General features: G+C 69.6%; 18 protein-coding genes and 1 tRNA gene. 10 read left to right on the top strand and 9 right to left on the bottom strand.

What is annotated here, in order from left to right; all coding sequences use genetic code 11:
* Positions 1-14 precede the first annotated feature (14 nt).
* The 3 genes from GT347_RS14710 to GT347_RS14700 are packed head-to-tail and all read right to left on the bottom strand — an operon-like array spanning position 15 to position 2,646.
* Positions 15-1,433: an AtzE family amidohydrolase gene (locus GT347_RS14710; protein ID WP_160552907.1), complete on the bottom strand. Its 1,419-nt coding sequence runs from the start codon at positions 1,431-1,433 to the stop codon at positions 15-17.
* Complete coding sequence (locus tag GT347_RS14705) at positions 1,430-1,669, bottom strand: AtzG-like protein (protein ID WP_160552906.1); 240 nt, start codon at positions 1,667-1,669, stop codon at positions 1,430-1,432. Before GT347_RS14705 ends, GT347_RS14710 begins: the two co-directional genes overlap by 4 nt.
* Entirely contained in the window at positions 1,666-2,646 is a 981-nt protein-coding gene (locus tag GT347_RS14700; protein ID WP_160552905.1) for a Bug family tripartite tricarboxylate transporter substrate binding protein, read from the bottom strand. Before GT347_RS14700 ends, GT347_RS14705 begins: the two co-directional genes overlap by 4 nt.
* Before the next feature lie 78 nt (positions 2,647-2,724).
* Here GT347_RS14700 and GT347_RS14695 point away from each other — a divergent pair, with 78 nt between their 5' ends.
* A complete protein-coding gene (locus GT347_RS14695) occupies positions 2,725-3,717 on the top strand; it encodes a LysR family transcriptional regulator (RefSeq protein ID WP_229722321.1) in 993 nt (330 codons plus the stop codon).
* A gap of 9 nt (positions 3,718-3,726) precedes the next feature.
* On the opposite strand, the gene GT347_RS14690 is transcribed toward GT347_RS14695, so the two are convergent.
* Both GT347_RS14690 and GT347_RS14685 read right to left on the bottom strand, forming a co-directional pair.
* Positions 3,727-3,802 (bottom strand) — tRNA-Arg (locus tag GT347_RS14690).
* A 37-nt stretch (positions 3,803-3,839) separates the two neighbouring features.
* Positions 3,840-4,514 (bottom strand): TetR family transcriptional regulator, encoded by a 675-nt coding sequence (locus tag GT347_RS14685; protein WP_160552904.1) that lies wholly within the window; start codon positions 4,512-4,514, stop codon positions 3,840-3,842.
* A gap of 204 nt (positions 4,515-4,718) precedes the next feature.
* Between GT347_RS14685 and GT347_RS14680 the strand changes: the two genes are divergently transcribed.
* The 5 genes from GT347_RS14680 to GT347_RS14660 all read left to right on the top strand — a co-directional run bounded on the left by GT347_RS14680 (position 4,719) and on the right by GT347_RS14660 (position 12,906).
* Positions 4,719-5,966 carry an efflux RND transporter periplasmic adaptor subunit gene (locus GT347_RS14680; RefSeq protein WP_160552903.1) on the top strand — a complete coding sequence of 416 codons (1,248 nt, stop codon included), beginning with the start codon at positions 4,719-4,721 and terminating at the stop codon, positions 5,964-5,966.
* A 14-nt stretch (positions 5,967-5,980) separates the two neighbouring features.
* Positions 5,981-9,163: an efflux RND transporter permease subunit gene (locus GT347_RS14675; protein WP_160552902.1), complete on the top strand. Its 3,183-nt coding sequence runs from the start codon at positions 5,981-5,983 to the stop codon at positions 9,161-9,163.
* Positions 9,156-10,622, top strand: coding sequence for an efflux transporter outer membrane subunit (locus tag GT347_RS14670; protein WP_407704164.1), 1,467 nt, complete (start codon positions 9,156-9,158; stop codon positions 10,620-10,622). Before GT347_RS14675 ends, GT347_RS14670 begins: the two co-directional genes overlap by 8 nt.
* A gap of 124 nt (positions 10,623-10,746) precedes the next feature.
* A complete protein-coding gene (locus tag GT347_RS14665; protein ID WP_160552900.1) occupies positions 10,747-11,652 on the top strand; it encodes a c-type cytochrome in 906 nt (301 codons plus the stop codon).
* 165 nt (positions 11,653-11,817) lie between these two features.
* Entirely contained in the window at positions 11,818-12,906 is a 1,089-nt protein-coding gene (locus GT347_RS14660; protein WP_229722320.1) for a glycosyltransferase family 4 protein, read from the top strand.
* Positions 12,907-12,915: 9 nt separating this feature from the next.
* On the opposite strand, the gene GT347_RS14655 is transcribed toward GT347_RS14660, so the two are convergent.
* The 3 genes from GT347_RS14655 to GT347_RS14645 are packed head-to-tail and all read right to left on the bottom strand — an operon-like array spanning position 12,916 to position 15,019.
* Positions 12,916-13,443, bottom strand: a complete 528-nt coding sequence (locus tag GT347_RS14655) for a DUF2946 family protein (protein ID WP_160552898.1) — start codon at positions 13,441-13,443, stop codon at positions 12,916-12,918.
* A 35-nt stretch (positions 13,444-13,478) separates the two neighbouring features.
* Positions 13,479-14,471, bottom strand: coding sequence for a YheT family hydrolase (locus GT347_RS14650; RefSeq protein ID WP_160552897.1), 993 nt, complete (start codon positions 14,469-14,471; stop codon positions 13,479-13,481).
* 5 nt (positions 14,472-14,476) lie between these two features.
* Entirely contained in the window at positions 14,477-15,019 is a 543-nt protein-coding gene (locus GT347_RS14645; protein WP_407704096.1) for a YybH family protein, read from the bottom strand.
* A gap of 111 nt (positions 15,020-15,130) precedes the next feature.
* On the opposite strand from GT347_RS14645, the gene GT347_RS14640 reads away from it, so the two are divergent.
* The 3 genes from GT347_RS14640 to GT347_RS14630 are packed head-to-tail and all read left to right on the top strand — an operon-like array spanning position 15,131 to position 17,294.
* Complete coding sequence (locus tag GT347_RS14640) at positions 15,131-15,736, top strand: LemA family protein (protein ID WP_160552896.1); 606 nt, start codon at positions 15,131-15,133, stop codon at positions 15,734-15,736.
* A gap of 14 nt (positions 15,737-15,750) precedes the next feature.
* A complete protein-coding gene (locus tag GT347_RS14635; protein ID WP_229722319.1) occupies positions 15,751-16,749 on the top strand; it encodes a TPM domain-containing protein in 999 nt (332 codons plus the stop codon).
* Positions 16,750-16,754: 5 nt separating this feature from the next.
* Entirely contained in the window at positions 16,755-17,294 is a 540-nt protein-coding gene (locus GT347_RS14630; protein ID WP_160552895.1) for a TPM domain-containing protein, read from the top strand.
* Between the two features lie 2 nt (positions 17,295-17,296).
* Here the strand turns inward: GT347_RS14630 and pdeM are convergent, their stop codons facing one another.
* On the bottom strand, positions 17,297-17,965 hold the full coding sequence (gene pdeM, locus GT347_RS14625; protein WP_160552894.1) for a ligase-associated DNA damage response endonuclease PdeM: 669 nt from the start codon (positions 17,963-17,965) through the stop codon (positions 17,297-17,299).
* Positions 17,966-18,042: 77 nt separating this feature from the next.
* Between pdeM and GT347_RS14620 the strand changes: the two genes are divergently transcribed.
* Positions 18,043-18,579, top strand: coding sequence for an RBBP9/YdeN family alpha/beta hydrolase (locus GT347_RS14620; protein ID WP_160552893.1), 537 nt, complete (start codon positions 18,043-18,045; stop codon positions 18,577-18,579).
* Positions 18,580-18,582: the final 3 nt, after the last annotated feature.

Genomic DNA, 18,582 nt, shown 5'->3' with positions numbered 1-18,582 from the left:
TTCATTCCTTCCTGTCATTGCTGCAGCGCCGCCGGGCGGCAGGCGGCCACGCCCTGCCGCTCCAGCGCATGGGCCACCCGCAGCGCCAGGTCCTCGCGCCAGGGCGGCGCGATGATCTGCACGCCGATCGGCTGGGCCGCGCCGTCCCGCACCGGCACCGCCACGACGGGCAACCCGATGAACGAGATCGGCTGGGTGTAGAGGCCCAGGTTGGGCCGCACCGGCAGGGTCTCGCCGTCCAGCACCATGGTCTTCTGGCCGATCAGCGGTGCGCGGCAGGGCGTGGCCGGGGCGATCAGCACATCCACCGACTCGAAGAGCTTCAGCATCTCCTCGCGGAAATACCGGCGAAAGCGCTGGGCGGATTCGACCCAGGCGGCGGGCGTGGCCAGGCCGCTGACCAGGCGGTTGCGCACGGCGGGATCGAAGTCCTCGATGCGCTGGCGCAGCCGCCGGGCATGGACCGCCGCGCCCTCGGCCGAGGTGATGACGACGGCCGCGGCCCGCGCCACGTCGGCGTGGGGGATGTCCAGCACCCGGCCGACGCCCAGCGCCTTCGCCACCGTATCGACCGCCTCGAATGCCTCGGGCAGGCCCTTGCGGCGGAAATAGCCGCCGGCCACCGCGATGCGCAGGCCGGCGGTGCCGGCTTCCAGCGCCGCCAGCGTGGGTGCGGCCGGTCGCGCGCTCTGCATGGGATCGAGCGGATCCTGACCCTGCATCGCGTCGTACACCGCGGCCAGGTCGGCCACCGAACGGGCGAAGGGCCCGAGGTGGTCGAAGGAAGACACGAAGGGGAAGCTGCCGCCGCGCGACAGGCGCCCGTAGGTGGGCTTCAGGCCGAAGATGCCGCACAGGGACGAAGGCACGCGGATCGAGCCATTGGTGTCGGACCCCAGGGCGACCGGCACCATGCCGGCCGCCACCGCGGCGCCCGAGCCGCCGGAGGAGCCGCCGGTCATGCGCTCGGTGGCATGCGGGTTGCGCGAGGGGCCGTCGTGCGCGTTCTCGCCGGTGAAGTCGCAGGCGTATTCGCCCATGTTCAGGCCGCCGAGCAGGATGGCGTCCTGCCGCTCCAGCTGGGCGATCAGGAAGGCATCGCCGGCGGCCGGCGCCAATTCGCGGTTGATCTTCGAGCCCGCGCGGGTGGGGATGCCGCGGATGTCGAACAGGTTCTTGGCCGCGAACGGAACCCCTGCCAGCGCGCCCAGCCGTTCACCGGCGGCACGGCGGCGGTCCACCGCGTCGGCCGCCTGCAGGGCGCGTTCGGCGGTGACGTCGGTGAAGGCGTTCACGACGGGGTTCAGCGCCTCGATACGATGCAGGCTGGCCTCCACCACCGCACGTGCGCTCCACTCGCCGCGCGAGACGGCGCCCGCGATGGCCTGCGCCGACGCTACCGCGGGCGATGTGAAATCGAGGTCCGTGTTCATGGCTGGTACACCGGTGCAGGTTCCGCGCGGTCGCCCAGGTCCACCGACTGCACCAGCGCGGCGCAGTCGGCGATGACACCGACGAAGAAACGCACGTCTTCGTGCCAGGGCGCCCGGGCCGGCAGGCCGAAGACTTCGAGGGTGGTGGACAGGAGGCGGTCGATGGCCGCTTGCCGGTCCGCGGATGGCTGCTCGTGCATGGTCTTCATTTCCCTGGCGAGGTTCTGCGTGTTCATTGGAGGGGGATGCGGGCGGCCTCGATCAGCTCCGCCCAGCTCTTCTGCTCGCGCTGCAGCGAGGCGGCGAAGGCCTGGCTGTCGTTGCCCACGATCTCGATGCCGTTGTCCGCGAACACCCGGCGGACATCGGCGTCCTCCCGGAGCGCCTTGACCATCTCGCGCCGCAATCTGTCCACGATCGCCGGCGGCGTGCCCCTGGGCACGAACGCGCCCAGCCAGACGATGGAGTTCAGGCCCGGCAGGCCGGCCTCGGCCAGGGTGGGCACCTGGGGCAGCACGGCGGAGCGCTTCTCGCCGGTGACGGCCAGGGGGCGTATCCGGCCGGAGTCCATCAGCACCCGGGTGGAGCCCACGCTGTCGAACTGCATGTCGATCTCGCCGGAGATCAGGGCGTTCGACAAGGTACCGGTGCCCTTGTAGGGGACATGCGTGATGTCGATGCCGCTCCTGAGCTTGAACTGCTCCCCGGTCAGGTGGATCACGCTGCCCGTGCCCACGCTGCCGAAGTTGAGTTTGCCGGGCGACTTGCGCGCCAGCGCGATCAGTTCCTGCACATTGCGCGCCGGCACCGAGGGATGCACCGACAGCGCCAGCGGATAGCCGCCGAGCAGGGTGACGGGCTCGAAATCCGCCACCGGATCGAAAGGCTTCTTCGCCTGCAGCAGGGGCGCGACCACATGGCTGCTGTTGGTGGCGATCAGCACCGTGAGTCCATCGGGCTTGGCGCGCATGACGTAGCTCTCGCCGATGAGGCCGGTGGCGCCGACCCGGTCCTCGACCACGACGGGCTGGCCCATCGCCACGGACAGGCTCCTGGCCATGACCCGGGCCACCAGATCGGTGGCGCCGCCGGGCGGGAACGGCGAGACGAAGGTGATGGGCCGGTCGGGGTAGGAGGCCTGCGCCCACAGCGCCGCGCTGCCGACGGCCAGCGCGGCGACAAGCAGGCCTCGAATGGTTCTTGCTAGGGACATGGGGCAACTCCTGATGACGGTCCAGTATCTGCAGCGCCCCCGGGCACGGACAAGTGAGTTCTCGCAAGCCGAGGCTTTGTGAAAACCGAATCCTTCGAAACCCGGGTGCAGCAGAAAATCGGCGCCGCGACCGCGGCCAGCCCACGATTCGACGAACGCAAACCCATGCACTACGACCTGGTCGACCTACGGACCTTCCTGGCCATCGCCGAGGAAGGCAGCCTCTCGCGCGGCGCGGTGCGCGCCCATCTCGCGCCCTCCTCGGCCAGTCTTCGCCTGAAGGGGCTGGAAGACGCGCTCGGGGTGACCCTCTTCACACGGCAGGCCCGCGGCGTGGCGCTGACCGCCGCGGGCTCCGTGATGCTGGAACATGTGCGCCACTGCCTGGCCGGCCTGGAACAGATGCATGCCGACCTGTCGCCCTATGCGCTGGGGCTCACCACGCATCTCACGCTGTTCGCCAACAACAACGTGGTGAACTTCCACCTGCCGGACGACCTGGCGCGCTTCTTCGCGGCACATCCCTCGGTGCGCATCAAGCTGGAGGAACGGATGGGGCCGGACATCATCTTCGCGGTGACCCAGGGCCGCGCGGACATCGGCATCGTGGCCGTCGATTCCGATCACCCCGACCTGGAATTCCACCCCTACCGGGACGACCGCTTCGTGGTGGTCGCGCCCCTGGGCAGCAAGCTCGCCAGACGGGCCTCGGTGCGTTTCGTCGATTGTTTCGGGGAACCCTGGATCAGCCAGCCCAACGGCTCCGCCCTGCACACCTACCTGATGGGGCAGGCGGCGGCCACCGGCGGCCGGCTGGACGTGCGGGTGCAGGTGTCAGGCTTCAATGCCGTGGTCCGGCTGGTGACGTCCGGCGCCGGCATCAGCATCGTTCCCACCTCGGCACTCGGCAAGCGGGAACGGAGCCAGATGGCCGTGATCGAACTGACGGACCCGTGGGCGGCGCGGCACAACAGGATCTGCGTGCGCAAGGGCGCCATCGAGGGGAACAAGCATCTCGGCCACCTGGTGGCGGCACTGGCGCCCCAGGAGGCGGGATCCAGTCGATGCTGATGGGAGATGTGGTGCGGCTGGCGGGGATCGAACCCACGACCCTTGGCTTCGGAGGCCAATACTCTATCCACTGAGCTACAGCCGCTGATTTCCGGCATTGCGCCGAAGAGCGCGATTATGGCCTATTCCACCAGCACTTCCGCCAGGGCCTCGGCCGGCTCAGGCAAGGACCGCAAATCCGGCATCAGGCCGAGGCCGCGCAGGTAGACATCCACGCTGCGGCATCCGTACTCGACCAGGTCGAAGGCCTGCACGTCCAGCAGCCAGTTCTGGATGAGGCCGTCCACCAGGCCGTGCAGGCCGTGCACCGCCACCGGGGCGGGCAGGCTCAGGCCCTGCTTCTGCTGCGCGGCGGCCTGGTTGAGGCCGCGCTCTATCTTCACCAGGCAGTCGTTGCGGCACTGCAGGTGGCGCTCCTTCACCGCCTTGAGTTCCTCGACGTATTCGACCTGGTGGGTGGCGATCTCGAAGACACGGCGCACCTGCAGGTCGTCGCGCACCAGCAGCAGCGCGGCGCGCACCGATTCGCGCAGCTCGGCCACCGGGTCGGCCCGCGGGTTCTCGCCCAGGTGCTGGATGGTTTCCTCCATCGGCAGGGTGACGCGTTCCATCATGGCGTTGAACAGGTCGGCCTTGTCCTTGAAATGCCAGTAGATGGCGCCGCGGGTGGTGCCGGCGGCGGCGGCGATTTCCTGCAGCGAGGTGCGCGACACGCCTTGCGCATGGAACAGCTGCTCGGCAGCATCCAGCAGTTGGCTGCGGGTGTGCTGGGCTGCTTCCTTGGTACGGCGGACCATTTTTCTTGCCTTGCTTTCGAGGATCGGCCGGCAAGCCTGAAGAGGCGTCCGGACTGTCGTTTTACATTCATCATTGTATGTATACTGGCGCGCTCCTCCGGCCGTAACCCTGCGTTACGCTGCGGAATGTGCCTGGTACACCCACCGGCGCGCCGCCCCCGTTTCTCTCTGCATCCCTCTCTCCCGTCTCTGGAAGGACCCTCCATGTCTGTCTCGTGGAAAGCCCCGTTTCCGGCCCGCTCCGCCGTACTTTCATCGATCGCGCTCGCCATCGTCGCCTCCATCGCTCTTTCGGCCTGCGGCAAGAAAGACGCGGCACCGGCCGCCGGCGGCCCTCCGGGCGGCGGCATGCCGCCTCCGCAAGTGGGCGTGGTGACGGTGCAGCCCGGCAATGTGGGCATCGAGACCGAGCTGCCCGGCCGCGTGGAAGCCTCGCGCGTCGCCCAGGTGCGTGCGCGCGCCGCCGGCATCCTGCAGAAGCGCCTGTTCACCGAAGGCTCGGACGTGAAGGCCGGCCAGGTGCTCTACCAGATCGATCCGGGCCCGTACGCCGCCAGCGCCCAGAGCGCCGCCGCCTCGCTGCAGCGCGCCGAGGCCAACCTGGCGCAGGCCAGCGCCACGGTGCAGCGCTACAAGCCGCTGGTGGAAGTCAACGCGATCAGCAAGCAGGACTACGTCAACGCCCAGGCCACCGAGAAGCAGGCCCAGGCCGATGTGGCCGTGGGCAAGGCGGCGGTGGCCAATGCGCAGATCACGCTGGGTTATGCCCAGGTGACGGCGCCGATCTCCGGCCGCATCGGCCGCTCGCTGGTGACCGAAGGCGCGCTGGTCGGCCAGGGCGAGGCCACCCAGCTGGCGCTGATCCAGCAGATCAACCCGGTGTATGTGAACTTCACCCAGTCGGTGGCCGAGGTGTCGCGCCTGCGCGCGGCCATGCAGAAGGGCCAGCTGCAGCGGGCCGGCGGCGCCGAATCCGCCGTGGTGCGCATCGTGCAGGAAGACGGCTCGGTGCTGCCGCAGACCGGCAAGCTGCTGTTCACCGACCTGTCGGTGGATGCCACCACCGGCCAGGTCACCCTGCGGGCCGAGGTGCCCAATGCCGGCGGCGCGCTGCTGCCGGGCCTGTACGTGCGGGTGCGCATCGAGCAGGCGCAGGTGCAGAACGCGGTGCTGCTGCCGCAGCAGGCGGTCACCCGCACCCAGCAGGGCGACACGGTGTCCATCGTGGCGGCGGACGGCAAGATTTCGCCGCGCACCGTCAAGATCAACGGGTCCAAGGACAACAACTGGGTGGTCACCGACGGCCTGAAGGCCGGCGACCAGGTGATGGTCGACGGCTTCCAGAAGCTGCAGATGGCGCCTCCGGGCACCCCGGTCAAGGCGGTTCCCTGGACGCCTGCCGCGCCGGCATCCGCAGCCCCGGCCGCGGCAGCCGCCCCGGCGGCCAAGTAACGAGGAGCGCCTGAATGGCCAAGTTTTTCATCGACAGGCCGATCTTTGCCTGGGTGATCGCACTGTTCCTGATCGTGCTCGGCGCGGTCTCGATCACCCAGCTGCCGATTTCGCAATACCCCACGGTGGCGCCGCCCGCCATCGTGGTGACCGTGGCCTATCCCGGCGCTTCGGCGCAGACGCTGGAAGACAGCGTGATCAGCGTGATCGAGCGCGAGTTGAACGGCTCGCCCGGCATGATCTACATGGAGTCGGTCAGCCAGGCCGACGGCACCGGCACCATCACCGCGTCCTTCGAGCCGGGCACCAATCCCGACCTGGCGCAGGTGGATGTGCAGAACCGCCTGTCGCGCGCCACGCCGCGCCTGCCGGCGGCGGTGACGCAGCAGGGCGTGCGGGTCGACAAGTCGCGCTCGAACTTCCTGATGTTCGTCATCCTGTCCTCGGAAGACCCGGCGATCGACGTGTTCGGCGTGGGTGACTACGCCTCGCGCAACGTGGTGCCCGAGATCCAGCGGATCGCCGGCGTCGGCCAGGCCCAGCTCTTCGGCACCGAACGCTCCATGCGCATCTGGATCGATCCGGCCAAGCTGACCGGCTTCGCCCTGTCGGCCGGCGACGTCGCCACCGCCATCCGCAACCAGAACGCCCAGGTCGCCTCGGGCAGCATCGGCGATCTGCCGGCGATCTCCGGCCAGGGCATCTCCGCCACGGTGGTAGTGACCGGCCAGCTCTCCAGCACCGAGGCCTTCGGCAACATCGTGCTGCGCGCCAACACCGACGGCTCCACCGTCAAGTTGAAGGACGTGGCCCGCATCGAGCTGGGCGCGCAGGCCTACGCCACCTCGGCGCGCCTGAACGGCAAGCCGGCCATCGGCATCGGCGTGCAGCTGGCGCCCAGCGGCAACGCGCTGGCCACCGCCACCGCCGTGCGCAAGCGCATGGGCGAGCTGCAGGGCTTCTTCCCCTCGGGCATCAAGTGGGACATCCCGTACGACAGCTCGGACTTCGTGAAGATCTCGATCGAACAGGTGGCCGAGACCCTGCTGGAAGCCATCGTGCTGGTGTTCCTGGTGATGTTCCTGTTCCTGCAGAACATCCGCTACACCATCATCCCGACGGTGGTGGTGCCGGTGGCCCTGCTGGGCACCTTCGGCGCGCTGCTGGCGCTGGGCTTCTCGATCAACGTGCTGACCATGTTCGGCATGGTGCTGGTGATCGGCATCGTGGTGGACGATGCGATCGTGGTGGTGGAGAACGTCGAGCGCATCATGTCCGAGGAGGGCCTGCCGCCGCTGGAGGCCACCCGCAAGGCCATGGGCCAGATCTCCGGCGCCATCATCGGCGTGACGGTGGTGCTGATCTCGGTGTTCGTGCCGCTGGCCTTCTTCAGCGGCTCCACCGGCAACATCTACCGCCAGTTCTCGGCGGTGATGGTGAGCTCAATCGGCTTCTCCGCCTTCCTGGCGCTGTCGCTGACGCCGGCCCTGTGCGCCACGCTGTTGAAGCCCATCGAGAAGGGCAGCCACCACGAGAAGAAGGGCTTCTTCGGCTGGTTCAACCGCGGCTTCACCCGCACCGCCAAGGGCTACGAGAGCCTGGTGGCGCGCATCCTGAAGCGCGCGGCGCGCTACCTGATCATCTACGCGGCCATCGTCGGCGTGCTGGTGGTCGTGTACCTGCGCCTGCCGTCCTCCTTCCTGCCGGACGAGGACCAGGGCAACATCATCGTCAACATCCAGCTGCCCTCCGGCGCGACGCAGGAGCGCACGCGCTCGGTGATCGAGCAGGTCGAAGGCTTCATCCTCAAGCAGCCGGAAGTGCGCAGCATGGTCGGCGTGCTGGGCTTCAGCTTCTCGGGCCAGGGCCAGAACGCGGCGCTCGCCTTCGTGACGCTCAAGCCCTGGGAAGAGCGCCACGGCGAGGAGCACAGCGCCAAGGCGCTGGCCGGCCGCGCCTTCGGTGCGCTGATGGGCGTGCGCGATGCCTTCATCTATCCGCTGTCGCCGCCGGCGATTCCGGAACTGGGCACCGCCACCGGCTTCACCTTCCGCCTGCAGGACCGCGGCGGCAAGGGCCACGACGCGCTGCTGGCGGCCCGCAACCAGATGCTGGGCATGGCCGCGCAGTCCAAGGTGCTGGCCCAGGTGCGGCCCAACGGCCTGGAAGACGCGCCGCAGCTGCGGCTGGAGATCGACCGTGACCGCGCCCAGGCGCTGGGCGTGGATTTCGCGGCGATCAACACCGCGCTGTCGACCGCGCTCGGATCGAGCTACATCAACGACTTCCCCAACCAGGGACGCCTGCAGCGGGTGGTGATACAGGCCGACGCGCCCTTCCGCATGCAGCCGGAAGACCTGCTCAAGCTCAACGCGGTCAACACGCAGGGCAAGACGGTGCCGCTGTCGACCTTCGCGACCACCCGCTGGGTGACCGGCCCGACGCAGACGGTGCGCTACAACGGCTATCCGGCCATGCGTATCGACGGCGCCGCCGCGCCGGGCTACAGCTCGGGCGACGCGATCAAGGAGATGGAGCAATTCGCCGCCAAGCTGCCCGCGGGCTTCGGCTACGAATGGACCGGCCTGACCCGCGAGGAAAAGCTGGCCGGCTCGCAGGCCTCCATCCTCTACGGCTTCGCGATCCTGGCGGTGTTCCTCTGCCTGGCCGCGCTGTACGAGAGCTGGTCGATCCCGCTGTCGGTGATCCTGGTGGTGCCGCTGGGCGTGCTCGGCGTGCTGCTGGCGACCCTGCTGCGCAGCTACAACAACGACGTGTACTTCCAGGTGGGCCTGATCACCATCATCGGCCTGTCGGCGAAGAACGCCATCCTGATCATCGAGTTCGCCAAGGACCTGCAGGCCACCGGCAAGGGTGTGATCGAGTCGGCCCTGGCCGCCGCCCACCTGCGCTTCCGGCCCATCGTGATGACCTCGCTGGCCTTCATGCTGGGTGTGCTGCCGCTGGCCATCGCCTCCGGCGCCGGCTCGGCGAGCCAGCGCGCCATCGGCACCGGCGTGATCGGCGGCATGATCACCGGCACGGCGCTCGCCGTGTTCTTCGTGCCGGTCTTCTTCGTGGTGGTGCGCGGCGTGTTCAAGGGCAGCAAGCGCCAGCAGCAGATCTACGCCCAGCACGCCAAGGAAGCCGGCGTCGGCGGCGACACAGACTCCAAGGACGCACATGACCATGCGTAAAAAGACCTTCCCCCTGGCAGCGCTCGCCGCGGCGGCGCTGCTGCTGTCGGGCTGCAGCCTGATCCCGACCTACGAACGCCCGGCCGCGCCGGTGGAGGCGTCCTTCCCGCCGCCGCCGGCGATCGACGGCGCCCAGCCGCAGGCCGCCACCGGCGCGGTGGCCAGCGAGCTGAGCTATCAGCAGTTCTTCGCCGATCCGCGCCTGGTGCAGCTGGTGGGCATCGCCCTGTCGAGCAACCGCGACCTGCGCGCCACCAGCCTGGCCATCGAGCAGGCGCGGGCGCAGTTCCAGATCACCCGCGCCAACCAGTACCCGGCAGTCGGGCTGGCGGCCAATGCCAGCCGCGCGCCCAACGTCATCAACGGCGCCCTGACCAACTCCTTCCAGGTCGGCCTGGCCGTCACCTCCTGGGAGATCGACTTCTTCGGGCGCCTGCAAAGCCTGAAGGAACAGGCCCTGGCCACCTACCTCGCCAGCGAGGAAGGGCGCCGCGCCGCGCAGACCAGCCTGGTCGCCGGCGTGGCCAACGGCTGGCTGGCGCTGCAGGCCGACGAGGAGCTGCTCGACCTGTCGCGCCGCACCGTCGCCACCCGGGAAGACTCGGTGCGGCTGACCAAGCTGCGGCTGGACAACGGCGTGTCCTCCGCGCTGGACTTCCAGCAGGCCGACTCGCTCGCCCAGAGCGCCCGCGCCACCCTGGCCCAGGCCCAGCGCCAGCGCGCGCTGGACGAGAACTCGCTGGTGCTGCTGCTCGGCCAGCCGCTGCCCGCGGACATCCGCAGCAGCCTGGCCGGCGACCGCCTGGCCGACGTGCCGCCCTTCCCGGCGCTGCAGGCCGGCCTGCCGTCCGATCTGCTGGTGCGCCGTCCGGACATCCGCCAGAGCGAGCAGCAGCTGATCGCCGCCAACGCCAACATCGGCGCGGCGCGCGCGGCCTTCTTCCCGCGCATCAGCCTGACCGCGCAGGCCGGCACCGCCAGCAACGAGCTCTCGGGCCTGTTCAAGAGCGGCAGCTCGGCCTTCAGCATCGCGCCCTCGCTGGTGCTGCCGATCTTCGACGCGGGCCGCAACCGCGCCGGGCTGGCCTCGTCCGAAGCCGGCCGCGACATCGCGGTGGCGCAGTACGAGAAGTCGATCCAGACCGCCTTCCGCGAAGTGGCCGACGCCCTGGCGGGCGACGCCACCCTGGCCGAGCAGCTGCGCGCCCTGCAGGCGCAGGCGCAGGCCGAGTCCGGCCGCTTCGAGTTGTCGGACCTGCGCTACCGCAACGGCGTGGCCACCTACCTCGACCTGCTCGACGCCCAGCGCTCGCTGTTCGGCGCCCAGCAGGCCGTGGTGCAGACCCGGCTGCTGCAGCGGCAGAACCAGGTCAGCCTGTACAAGGCCCTGGGCGGCGGCTGGACCGACCAGCCGGAAATGGCCGCCAGCGCGGCCTCCAGCAGCCCGGCAACACGCTGAGCCTCATGGGAAACCCCCCCTTTGCACAGGCTCTGCAAAGGGGGTGGCTCCCTATAATCGATCGCTGATTCCGGGCGCTCCAGCCCGCGACAGCCCCGATGAAAAAGCTGAGGACGCCAAGCCCATGAGCGAGACAAATCCGGCAGAAGAACACCAGGAGGCGCATTCCGGCCCGATCAAGAATCCCAAGCAGTTGCTGATCGCGGTGCTCTTTTCTTTCGTGGTGCCGATCTTCGTGATCATCGGACTGGTGCTGTTCGTCACCTCGGCCAACAAGCCCGCGCCGGGCGTCAGCGGGCCGGACGCGCAGAAGGCGCTGCAGGCGCGCATACAGCGCATCGGCACGGTGGAGATCCGCGATGCCAACCGGCCGCTCAAGTCCGGCGAGGACGTCTTCAAGGCCCAGTGCATCACCTGCCATGGCACCGGCATGATGGGCGCGCCAAAGTTCCAGGACAGCGCAGACTGGGCGCCGCGCATCGCCAAGGGCTACGAGACCCTGCTGCATTCGGCCCTGGCCGGCAAGGACGCCATGCCCCCGCAGGGCGGCGGCGACTTCGAGGACGTGGAGATCGGCCGGGCGGTGGTCTACATGGCCAATGCCGGCGGCGCCAAGTTCCCGGTGCCGGACCGGCCGGCGGCCGCGCCCACCGCGAATGCGGGTGCCGCCGCGACGCCCGCGCCGGCCGCCACGGCTGCCGCGGCGGCCCCGAGTCCGGCAGCGGTGACCGGCGCGGCGCCGGTGGTGGCGGCCGCCACGGCGACAGCAGCGCCCACCACCGCCGCAGGCGGCGGGGCCGGTGAAGCGCTCTACAAACAAACCTGCCAGATGTGCCATGCCGCCGGCGTGGCCAACGCGCCGAAGTTCGGCGACAAGGCTGCCTGGGCGCCGCGCATCGCCACCGGCATGGACACCCTGGTCAACGCTGCCCTCCACGGCATGGGCGCCATGCCGCCCAAGGGCGGCTCCACCGCGCCGGATGCGGATGTGCGCGCCGCCGTCCAATACATGGTCGATGCGGCCAAGTAGCTAGCCGCCACGCTGACCTGCGTGGCCGCATCGACCCTGGTGAGAACCCGCAGTCGCCAGTCCCCGTAAAACGCCTGCTGGATGATGCTTTAGTTATCGTTTGTTACGATGGGATGTTTTCGCAAAGGCACGCCGGCCTCGCGATCCTCCTTCGTCACAGGTCAAATGAAGTACATCTATATGGCGGGGCCGCTGGGGCCGATGGGCGGCGGCATGTTGCGCGTGGTCGATTACCTGATGCAGGCCCAGAGTGGTTTCGACTGCTACCAGGGCGCGCAGATGGTCAAGCTCGACACCCGCGGCACCGGCAGTGCGGCCGGCTCCTTCGTCATGCTGGGCAAGGCGATGGGCACGATCCTGAAGAGCAAGCTCAATGGCAGCCTGGCGGGCCTGCATGTCAACATGGCCGAGCGCCTGAGTGTGTTCCGCAAGGGCATCCTGCTGCTGTTCGCGCGCATGCTGGGCGTGCCCGCCGTGCTGCACCTGCATGCGGCGCAGATGGAGAGCTACTACCGCTCCCTGTCGGCGCCGGCCAAGCTGTTCACCCGCACGGTTTTCCACCTGACCACCCACAACATCGTGCTGGGCGACAACGCCCGGCGTTTCCTGATCGATGTCATCGGCATCCGGCCGGACAAGGTCAGCGTGGTCATCAACGGCGTACCGGGGCCCGCCACCCTGGTGGAGCGTCCCCACGACCGCGCCCGCAAGCGGGTACTGTTCCTCGGCAATCTATGGGACCGCAAGGGTCTGGCCGACCTGCTGCATGCGCTGACGGATGCCCGCTTCGATCCGGCCACGGTGGAGGTGCTGGTGGTCGGTGGCGGCGACGTGGAGAAATTCCAGCGCCTGTCCGACAGCCTGGGCCTGGAGAAGCTGGTGAGTTTTCTGGGTTGGGTGGACCAGACCAAGGCCACCGACATCCTGAAGACCGCCGACGTGCTGATCCTGCCCTCCTACGACGAAGGCCTGCCGCTGGTGATTCTGGAAGCGCTGGCGCACGGCATCCCGACGATCTGCACGCCGGTCGGCGAAATTCCCACCGTGCTGCAGAGCCGGATCGACACGCTTTTCGTGAACCCTGGCGATGTCAAGGCGATCGCGGACGCCTTGATCGATGCCCTGAACGACGAAGAACTCAGCCGCCTGCTGGGGCTCAACGGCCGCAAGGCCTACGAGAGCCGCTTCTCGCTCGCCACCTTCTCCTCTTCGGTGGCGGCGATTCACGACAAGTATTTCAAGCTTTCGAACTAGCGCGCTGGTTCAAGGCCGCGGGTGGCGCTGGAAGCCGCAGCGCTGCTCCAGCTCCCCGGCGCGCACTTCCAGCGGCCGCCAGATGCCGGCCTCCACCGCATCGGCCGCATGCACCATGTCCAGGCTGTGCACCAGGCCGCAGCCCAGCGGCGTGAGCAGGTAGAGCCGGCCGTCTTCGTCCAGCAGCGCCTGCGTCACCTCGCCCGCCGGCTGGGCGGTGTGGGCCGTCACCGCGAAATCGGGCGCCACGCGCCAGACATAGGGCGCCGCCTCCAGTTCCACATACACCCGCTGCGGCCCGTTCTGGAAGAACCAGCGGCCCTGCTCGTCGCTACCGTAGTTGCGGGCGATGAAGCCGAGCAGCTTCTCGTGGCGCAGCACCGCGCCGCGCGCGGCGGGTGCCTGCCCGAACACGCCTGCCGCCTGCACCGCGTCGTCGCGCATGTACCAGTCGCCGCGGGCGTCCAGGCCCAGCCAGCCGAAGCAGTCGGGCACGTTGGGCCATTTGGCCATGGCTTGTTTGACGAGGTCGTCCATGGGTTCGATTCTCCCGGTGCGCGGCAAGCGTCCGGCTAGCGGATGTGACCGGCCAGCCAGCCGCAGACGGCGCGCGGCATGGCATTGACATCGCCCGGCGGCAGCGCACCCTGCGGGAAACCCACATGCCCGCCCTGCGCCGGCCGCCAGAACTTCACCCATGTCCCATCGACCGGCGCCGGCAGGGACGCGGCCGGCACGAAGGGGTCGTTGACGGCGTTGAGCACCAGTGCAGGCAGCCGGATCTCTCCCAGGTGCGGCCCGGCGGAGCAGCGCCGCCAGTAGTCCTCGGCGCTGCGAAAGCCGTGCAGGGGCGCGGTGAACGCATCGTCGAAGCCATGCAGGTCGCGCGCCGCGGCCAGGGCGATGCCGTCGAACAGCCCCGGATGCTGGACCAGCTTGGCCAGCGCCTTGGGTTTCATGCTGGCCAGGAACATGCGGGTGTAGACATGGCGGTTGAAGCCGCGCCCGATCGCCCGCGCGCTGGCCGCCAGGTCGATCGGCGAACACACCGCCGCCACCGCGCTGGCCAGCTTCCCGGCCTCCTGGCCGGCTTCCTCGGCCCAGCGCAGCAGTGCATTGCCGCCCAGGGACACACCCACGGCCAGCAGCGGGCCTGCGCCATGCGCCTGGCGCAGGCGCTGCAGCATCCAGCCGATCTCTTCATGGTCGCCCGAGTGGTAGGCGCGCGGCGCCAGGTTCAGCTCACCGCCGCAGCCTCGGAAATGCGGCACCGCGAAGGCCCAGCCGCGCGCCGCCGCGGCCGCCGCGAAGCTCTGGGCGTAGTGGCTGGCCGAGGAACCCTCCAGGCCGTGGAACAGCACCAGCAGCGGTTGCTGCCCGGCCGCGGGCGCCTCGGGGCCGGCGGCGAAATCCACGTCGATGAAATCCGCGTCCGCCGTGTCCCAGCGCACCCGCGAATACACAGGCGCCCGGCCATCGCCGCGCCGCCCGAACAGCGCCGGCCACACCGTCTGCAGATTGCCGCCCGGCAGCCACCAGGGCGCGCGGTAGTCCCCGAAATCCACCGCCACTAGTGCAGGGTCGGCGACACCTCGGGCCGGGGGTCCGTCGTCGTCTCGGCGACCGTGCCGGGGCTGGCATGGTGCGCCACCATGCGCCAGCCCTGGGCGGTCTTGTGGAACACATTGGTGGCGATCACGGCCGCCTCGACCGCGCCGTCCGGCAGTGTCAGCGCCACCTTCTCCAGCACGCTGTGCACGCTGCTGACGAGGGTCTCGACACGGTGCAGGGTCTCGTGGCGGATCGGCGGCGTGCCGCGTTCGAACAAGGCCTCGAAGCTGGCGCGGATCTGGCCGGTGCCCACCAGCCGCGGGCCGCCCGGATGCACGCAGACGATGTCGTCCTCGTCGGCCCAGCAGGCCATCATGCGCGCCAGGTCGCCGACCCGCAGCGCCTCGTAGAACTCGGCCTCGACATCGTCCGGCCGCCCGCCCACCGCGGCGGTGGAAGACATGCGATCGCTGCGCATCGTCAGACGCAGCCTGGCGGCGGACAGGATGCGGCGGCGGTGGCTGAGGGCATGGCGGGTCTCCTGCGCCTGGGCGCGGTGCAAAAGCCGAGCATAGCCTCAGCCTGGATACCGGTTGATGCAGACGGCTGTTCGTGGGGGGATGAGCCTGTGTCAGACTTCCGCCTTGTCCTTCTGCCGGCCACCCGCCCCGCCATGCGCCCACTCATCCTCACCCTGTTGCTGACGCTGCTGCTCGGCGGCTGCGGCTACAACGACTTCCAGAGCCTGGACGAGCAGTCCACCGCCGCCTGGAGCGAAGTGCAGAACCAGTACCAGCGCCGCGCCGACCTGGTGCCCAACCTGGTCGCCACCGTCAAGGCCGAGGCGAAATTCGAGCAGGACACGCTCACCCAGGTGATCGAGGCGCGCTCCCGCGCCACCGCCATCCAGGTCACGCCGGAGACGCTGAAGGACCCGCAGGCCTTCGAACGCTACCAGCAGGCCCAGGCACAGCTCGGCGGCGCGCTGTCGAAGCTGCTGGCGGTGTCGGAGGCCTATCCGGACCTGAAATCCAACCAGAGCTTTCGCGACCTGCGGGTGCAGCTCGAAGGCACGGAGAACCGCATCACCGTGGCGCGCAACCGCTACATCCAGGCGGTGCAGGCCTACAACGTGAAGGCACGCAGCTTCCCGACCAACATCACCGCGCGTGTCTTCGGCTACGCGCCCAAGCCGGCCTTCACCGCCAGCGGCGACGCCCAGAGCGGCGTGGCGCCCAAGGTCGATTTCGGCAACCCCAACCCGCAGCCCGCGCGCTGACAGGAGTCTTTTTCTTGCCCCTGGCCTTTTTCGTTTCGTTTTCCAAGCTGTCCCGCCCGGTGCGTGCCTGGCTGGCCGCGGCCGCGCTGCTGCTGATGGCGCTGTTCGCGCCCGGCCTGGCGCAGGCGCAGAAGCTGCAGCCTATCCCCGCGCCGGCCATGCATGTGACCGACAACACCAACACCTTCGATGCGCGCCAGAAGAGCGCGCTGGAGGCGCGGCTGGTGAATTTCGAGCAGGCCACCGGCTCGCAGGTGGCCATCCTGATGGTGCAGACCACCGCGCCCGAGGACATCGCCGCCTATGCCAACCGGGTGGGCAACACCTGGAAAATCGGCCGCCGCGCCATCGGCGACGGCCTGGTCATCATCGTGGCCAAGCGCGACCGCAAGGTGCGCATCGAGGTCGCCAAGGCGCTGGAGGGCGCGGTGCCCGACCTGGCCGCCAAGGAAGTCATCGACGAAGCCATCACCCCGGCCTTCCGCGCGGGTGATTACGTCGGCGGGCTGAGCAACGCGCTAGACCGGCTGGAGACCCGCATCCGCGCCGAGGCCCTGCCCTCGCCGACACCGCCCGCGCCCGATGCCGCCCAGGCCTCGATCGACGGCGACGACGCGCTGGCCGGCCGCAATCCCAACGGCTTCCAGTGGTACGACCTGGCGGTGTTCCTGTTCATCGCCGTGCCGCTGCTGGGCGGCGTGCTGCGGCGGCTGCTGGGACGCGGCTTCGGTTCGGTGCTGGCGGCGGCGATCGTCGGCGGGCTGGCCTTCCTCTTCACCTGGAGCGTGCCGGCCGCGGGCGTGGCCGCCGTGCTGGCCTGGGTGCTGGCGATGCTGAGCTGGAGCGGGCTGTCCTCGCGCCCGGGGATGCGCGGGCTGCCGGGCGTGATCGCCGGCAGCGGTTTCGGTAATGTGCTCGGCGGCAGCTCACGCGGATCGAGCAGCGGCGGCGGCGGCTTCCGCTCGGGCGGCGGCGGCGATTTCGGTGGCGGCGGCGCGTCCGGGGACTGGTGAACGGCATGGCAAATCTCTTCTCCAGGCTCATCCGCATCGTGCGCCACCGCTGGCGCGACGAAGGCCATATCCGCAAGGCCATTCCGCCCGATCTGGTCGCCCGGCTGCAGCAGCGCGTGGCCGAGAGCGAACGCCGGCACACCGGCCAGATCCGCCTGTGCATCGAGGCCGGCCTGCCCACCAGCTACCTCTGGCGCGGCGCCACGCCGCGCGAGCGGGCGGTGATGCTGTTCGGCAAGCTGCGTGTCTGGGACACCGAGGAAAACAACGGCGTGCTGGTCTACCTGCTGCTGGCCGACCATGCGATCGAGATCGTGGCCGACCGCGGCCTCAACCGCCATGTCGGCGCCGGCCAGTGGCAGCACCTGGTGGCCCACATGGGAGACGCCTTCGGCGCCGGCCGCTACGAGGACGGCCTGACCCAGGCGCTGGACGATGTCGGCAAGCTGCTGGCCGCCTACTTCCCCGCGCCGGACGACGGCAGCATGCGCCCCAACGAGCTGCCGGACGCGCCGGTGCTGCAGGGCGACCTGCTGCTGGACTGAACTCAGGCCGGCAGCGCTGTCGATGCGGGCACCGGCCACACCCGCCCGCCACCCACCGCGAACAGCAGCCGCCCTGTCTCCGGCGCCAGCACATGGCTGCCGGTGAAGTCGCCGAAGGCCGGCAGAAGCGTCAGGCCGGCGCCGGTGCTGAAGCAGGGCAATCGCAAGGCATCGCGCCCCGTACCGCGCAGCCGCACCGCCGGATGCACATGGCCGGCCAGCACATGGCGGCCGGGCTGCAGCTGCGGATGGTGGCAGCAGGCGAAGGGGCCGGCGGACCAGGGCTCGTCGACCACCGCGATGCCCAGCGACGCTGGCGGATCGCCCGCATGGCTGTCGTGGTTGCCGCGCACCAGCACCATCTCGACGGCGGCATGGGCCAGCCGCCATGCCTGCAGCGCCGTCAGCACCGAGGGTGTGCGGCTTTCCCGGGCATGGAGGAAGTCGCCCAGCACCACCAGGCGCCGGGCAGCATGGCGCGACAGCAGCGAGCTCAGGCGATCCAGGTTGATGCGGGTGGTGCCCGAGGGCACCGGCAGGCCGCGCGCGCGGAACACCGCGGCCTTGCCGATGTGCAGGTCGGCCACGAACAGGGTGCCGCCGGCAGGCCACCACAGGGCGGGGTCGGGCAGGAACTGGACGGCTTCGCCGGCAAGGATCAGGTCGGACATTCGGCACCGATTAGGCCAGCCGCCGAAAGAGCCCGCGTGGCCAGCGGTAACGCCGGTGCGGGCTTAGCATGGGCCGGATGAAAAAAGCCATCCTGATTCCGGGCAACGGCGGCGGCTCCACCCACGACGACTGGTTTCCCTACGTGGCCGAGGGGCTGCGCGCACGCGGCCTGCAGGTGGTCTCGCCCGGCACCTGGCCCGATGCCGAGCTGGCCCGGGCCGAATACTGGCTGCCCTACCTGGAGCAGCTCGGCGCCGACGAGAACACCATCCTCGTCGGCTTCTCCTCCGGCGCCATCGCCGCCATGCGCCATGCCCAGACGCACCGCATCCTGGGCTCGGTGCTGGTGGCCGGCTACCACACCACGCTGGGCCTGCGCACCGAGGAAGTCAGCGGCTATTTCGACCAGCCCTGGGACTGGGAACGCATCCGCGCGAACCAGCAGTGGATCGTGCAACTCAACTCGCCGAGCGACCCCTACATCCCGATCGAGGAGGCGCGTTTCCTGCACGAGCGGCTCGGCAGCGACTACCACGAGGTGGCCAACCGGGGGCATTTCTATCCGATGGCGGAGTTTCCGGAATTGCTGGCGGCCATCGACCCGCATCTGTGAGCC

Source organism: Xylophilus rhododendri, from assembly GCF_009906855.1.
Lineage (GTDB): Bacteria > Pseudomonadota > Gammaproteobacteria > Burkholderiales > Burkholderiaceae_C > Xylophilus > Xylophilus rhododendri.
Note: the sequence above shows the minus strand (reverse complement) of the source record. Positions and strands in the feature narration are given on the sequence as shown.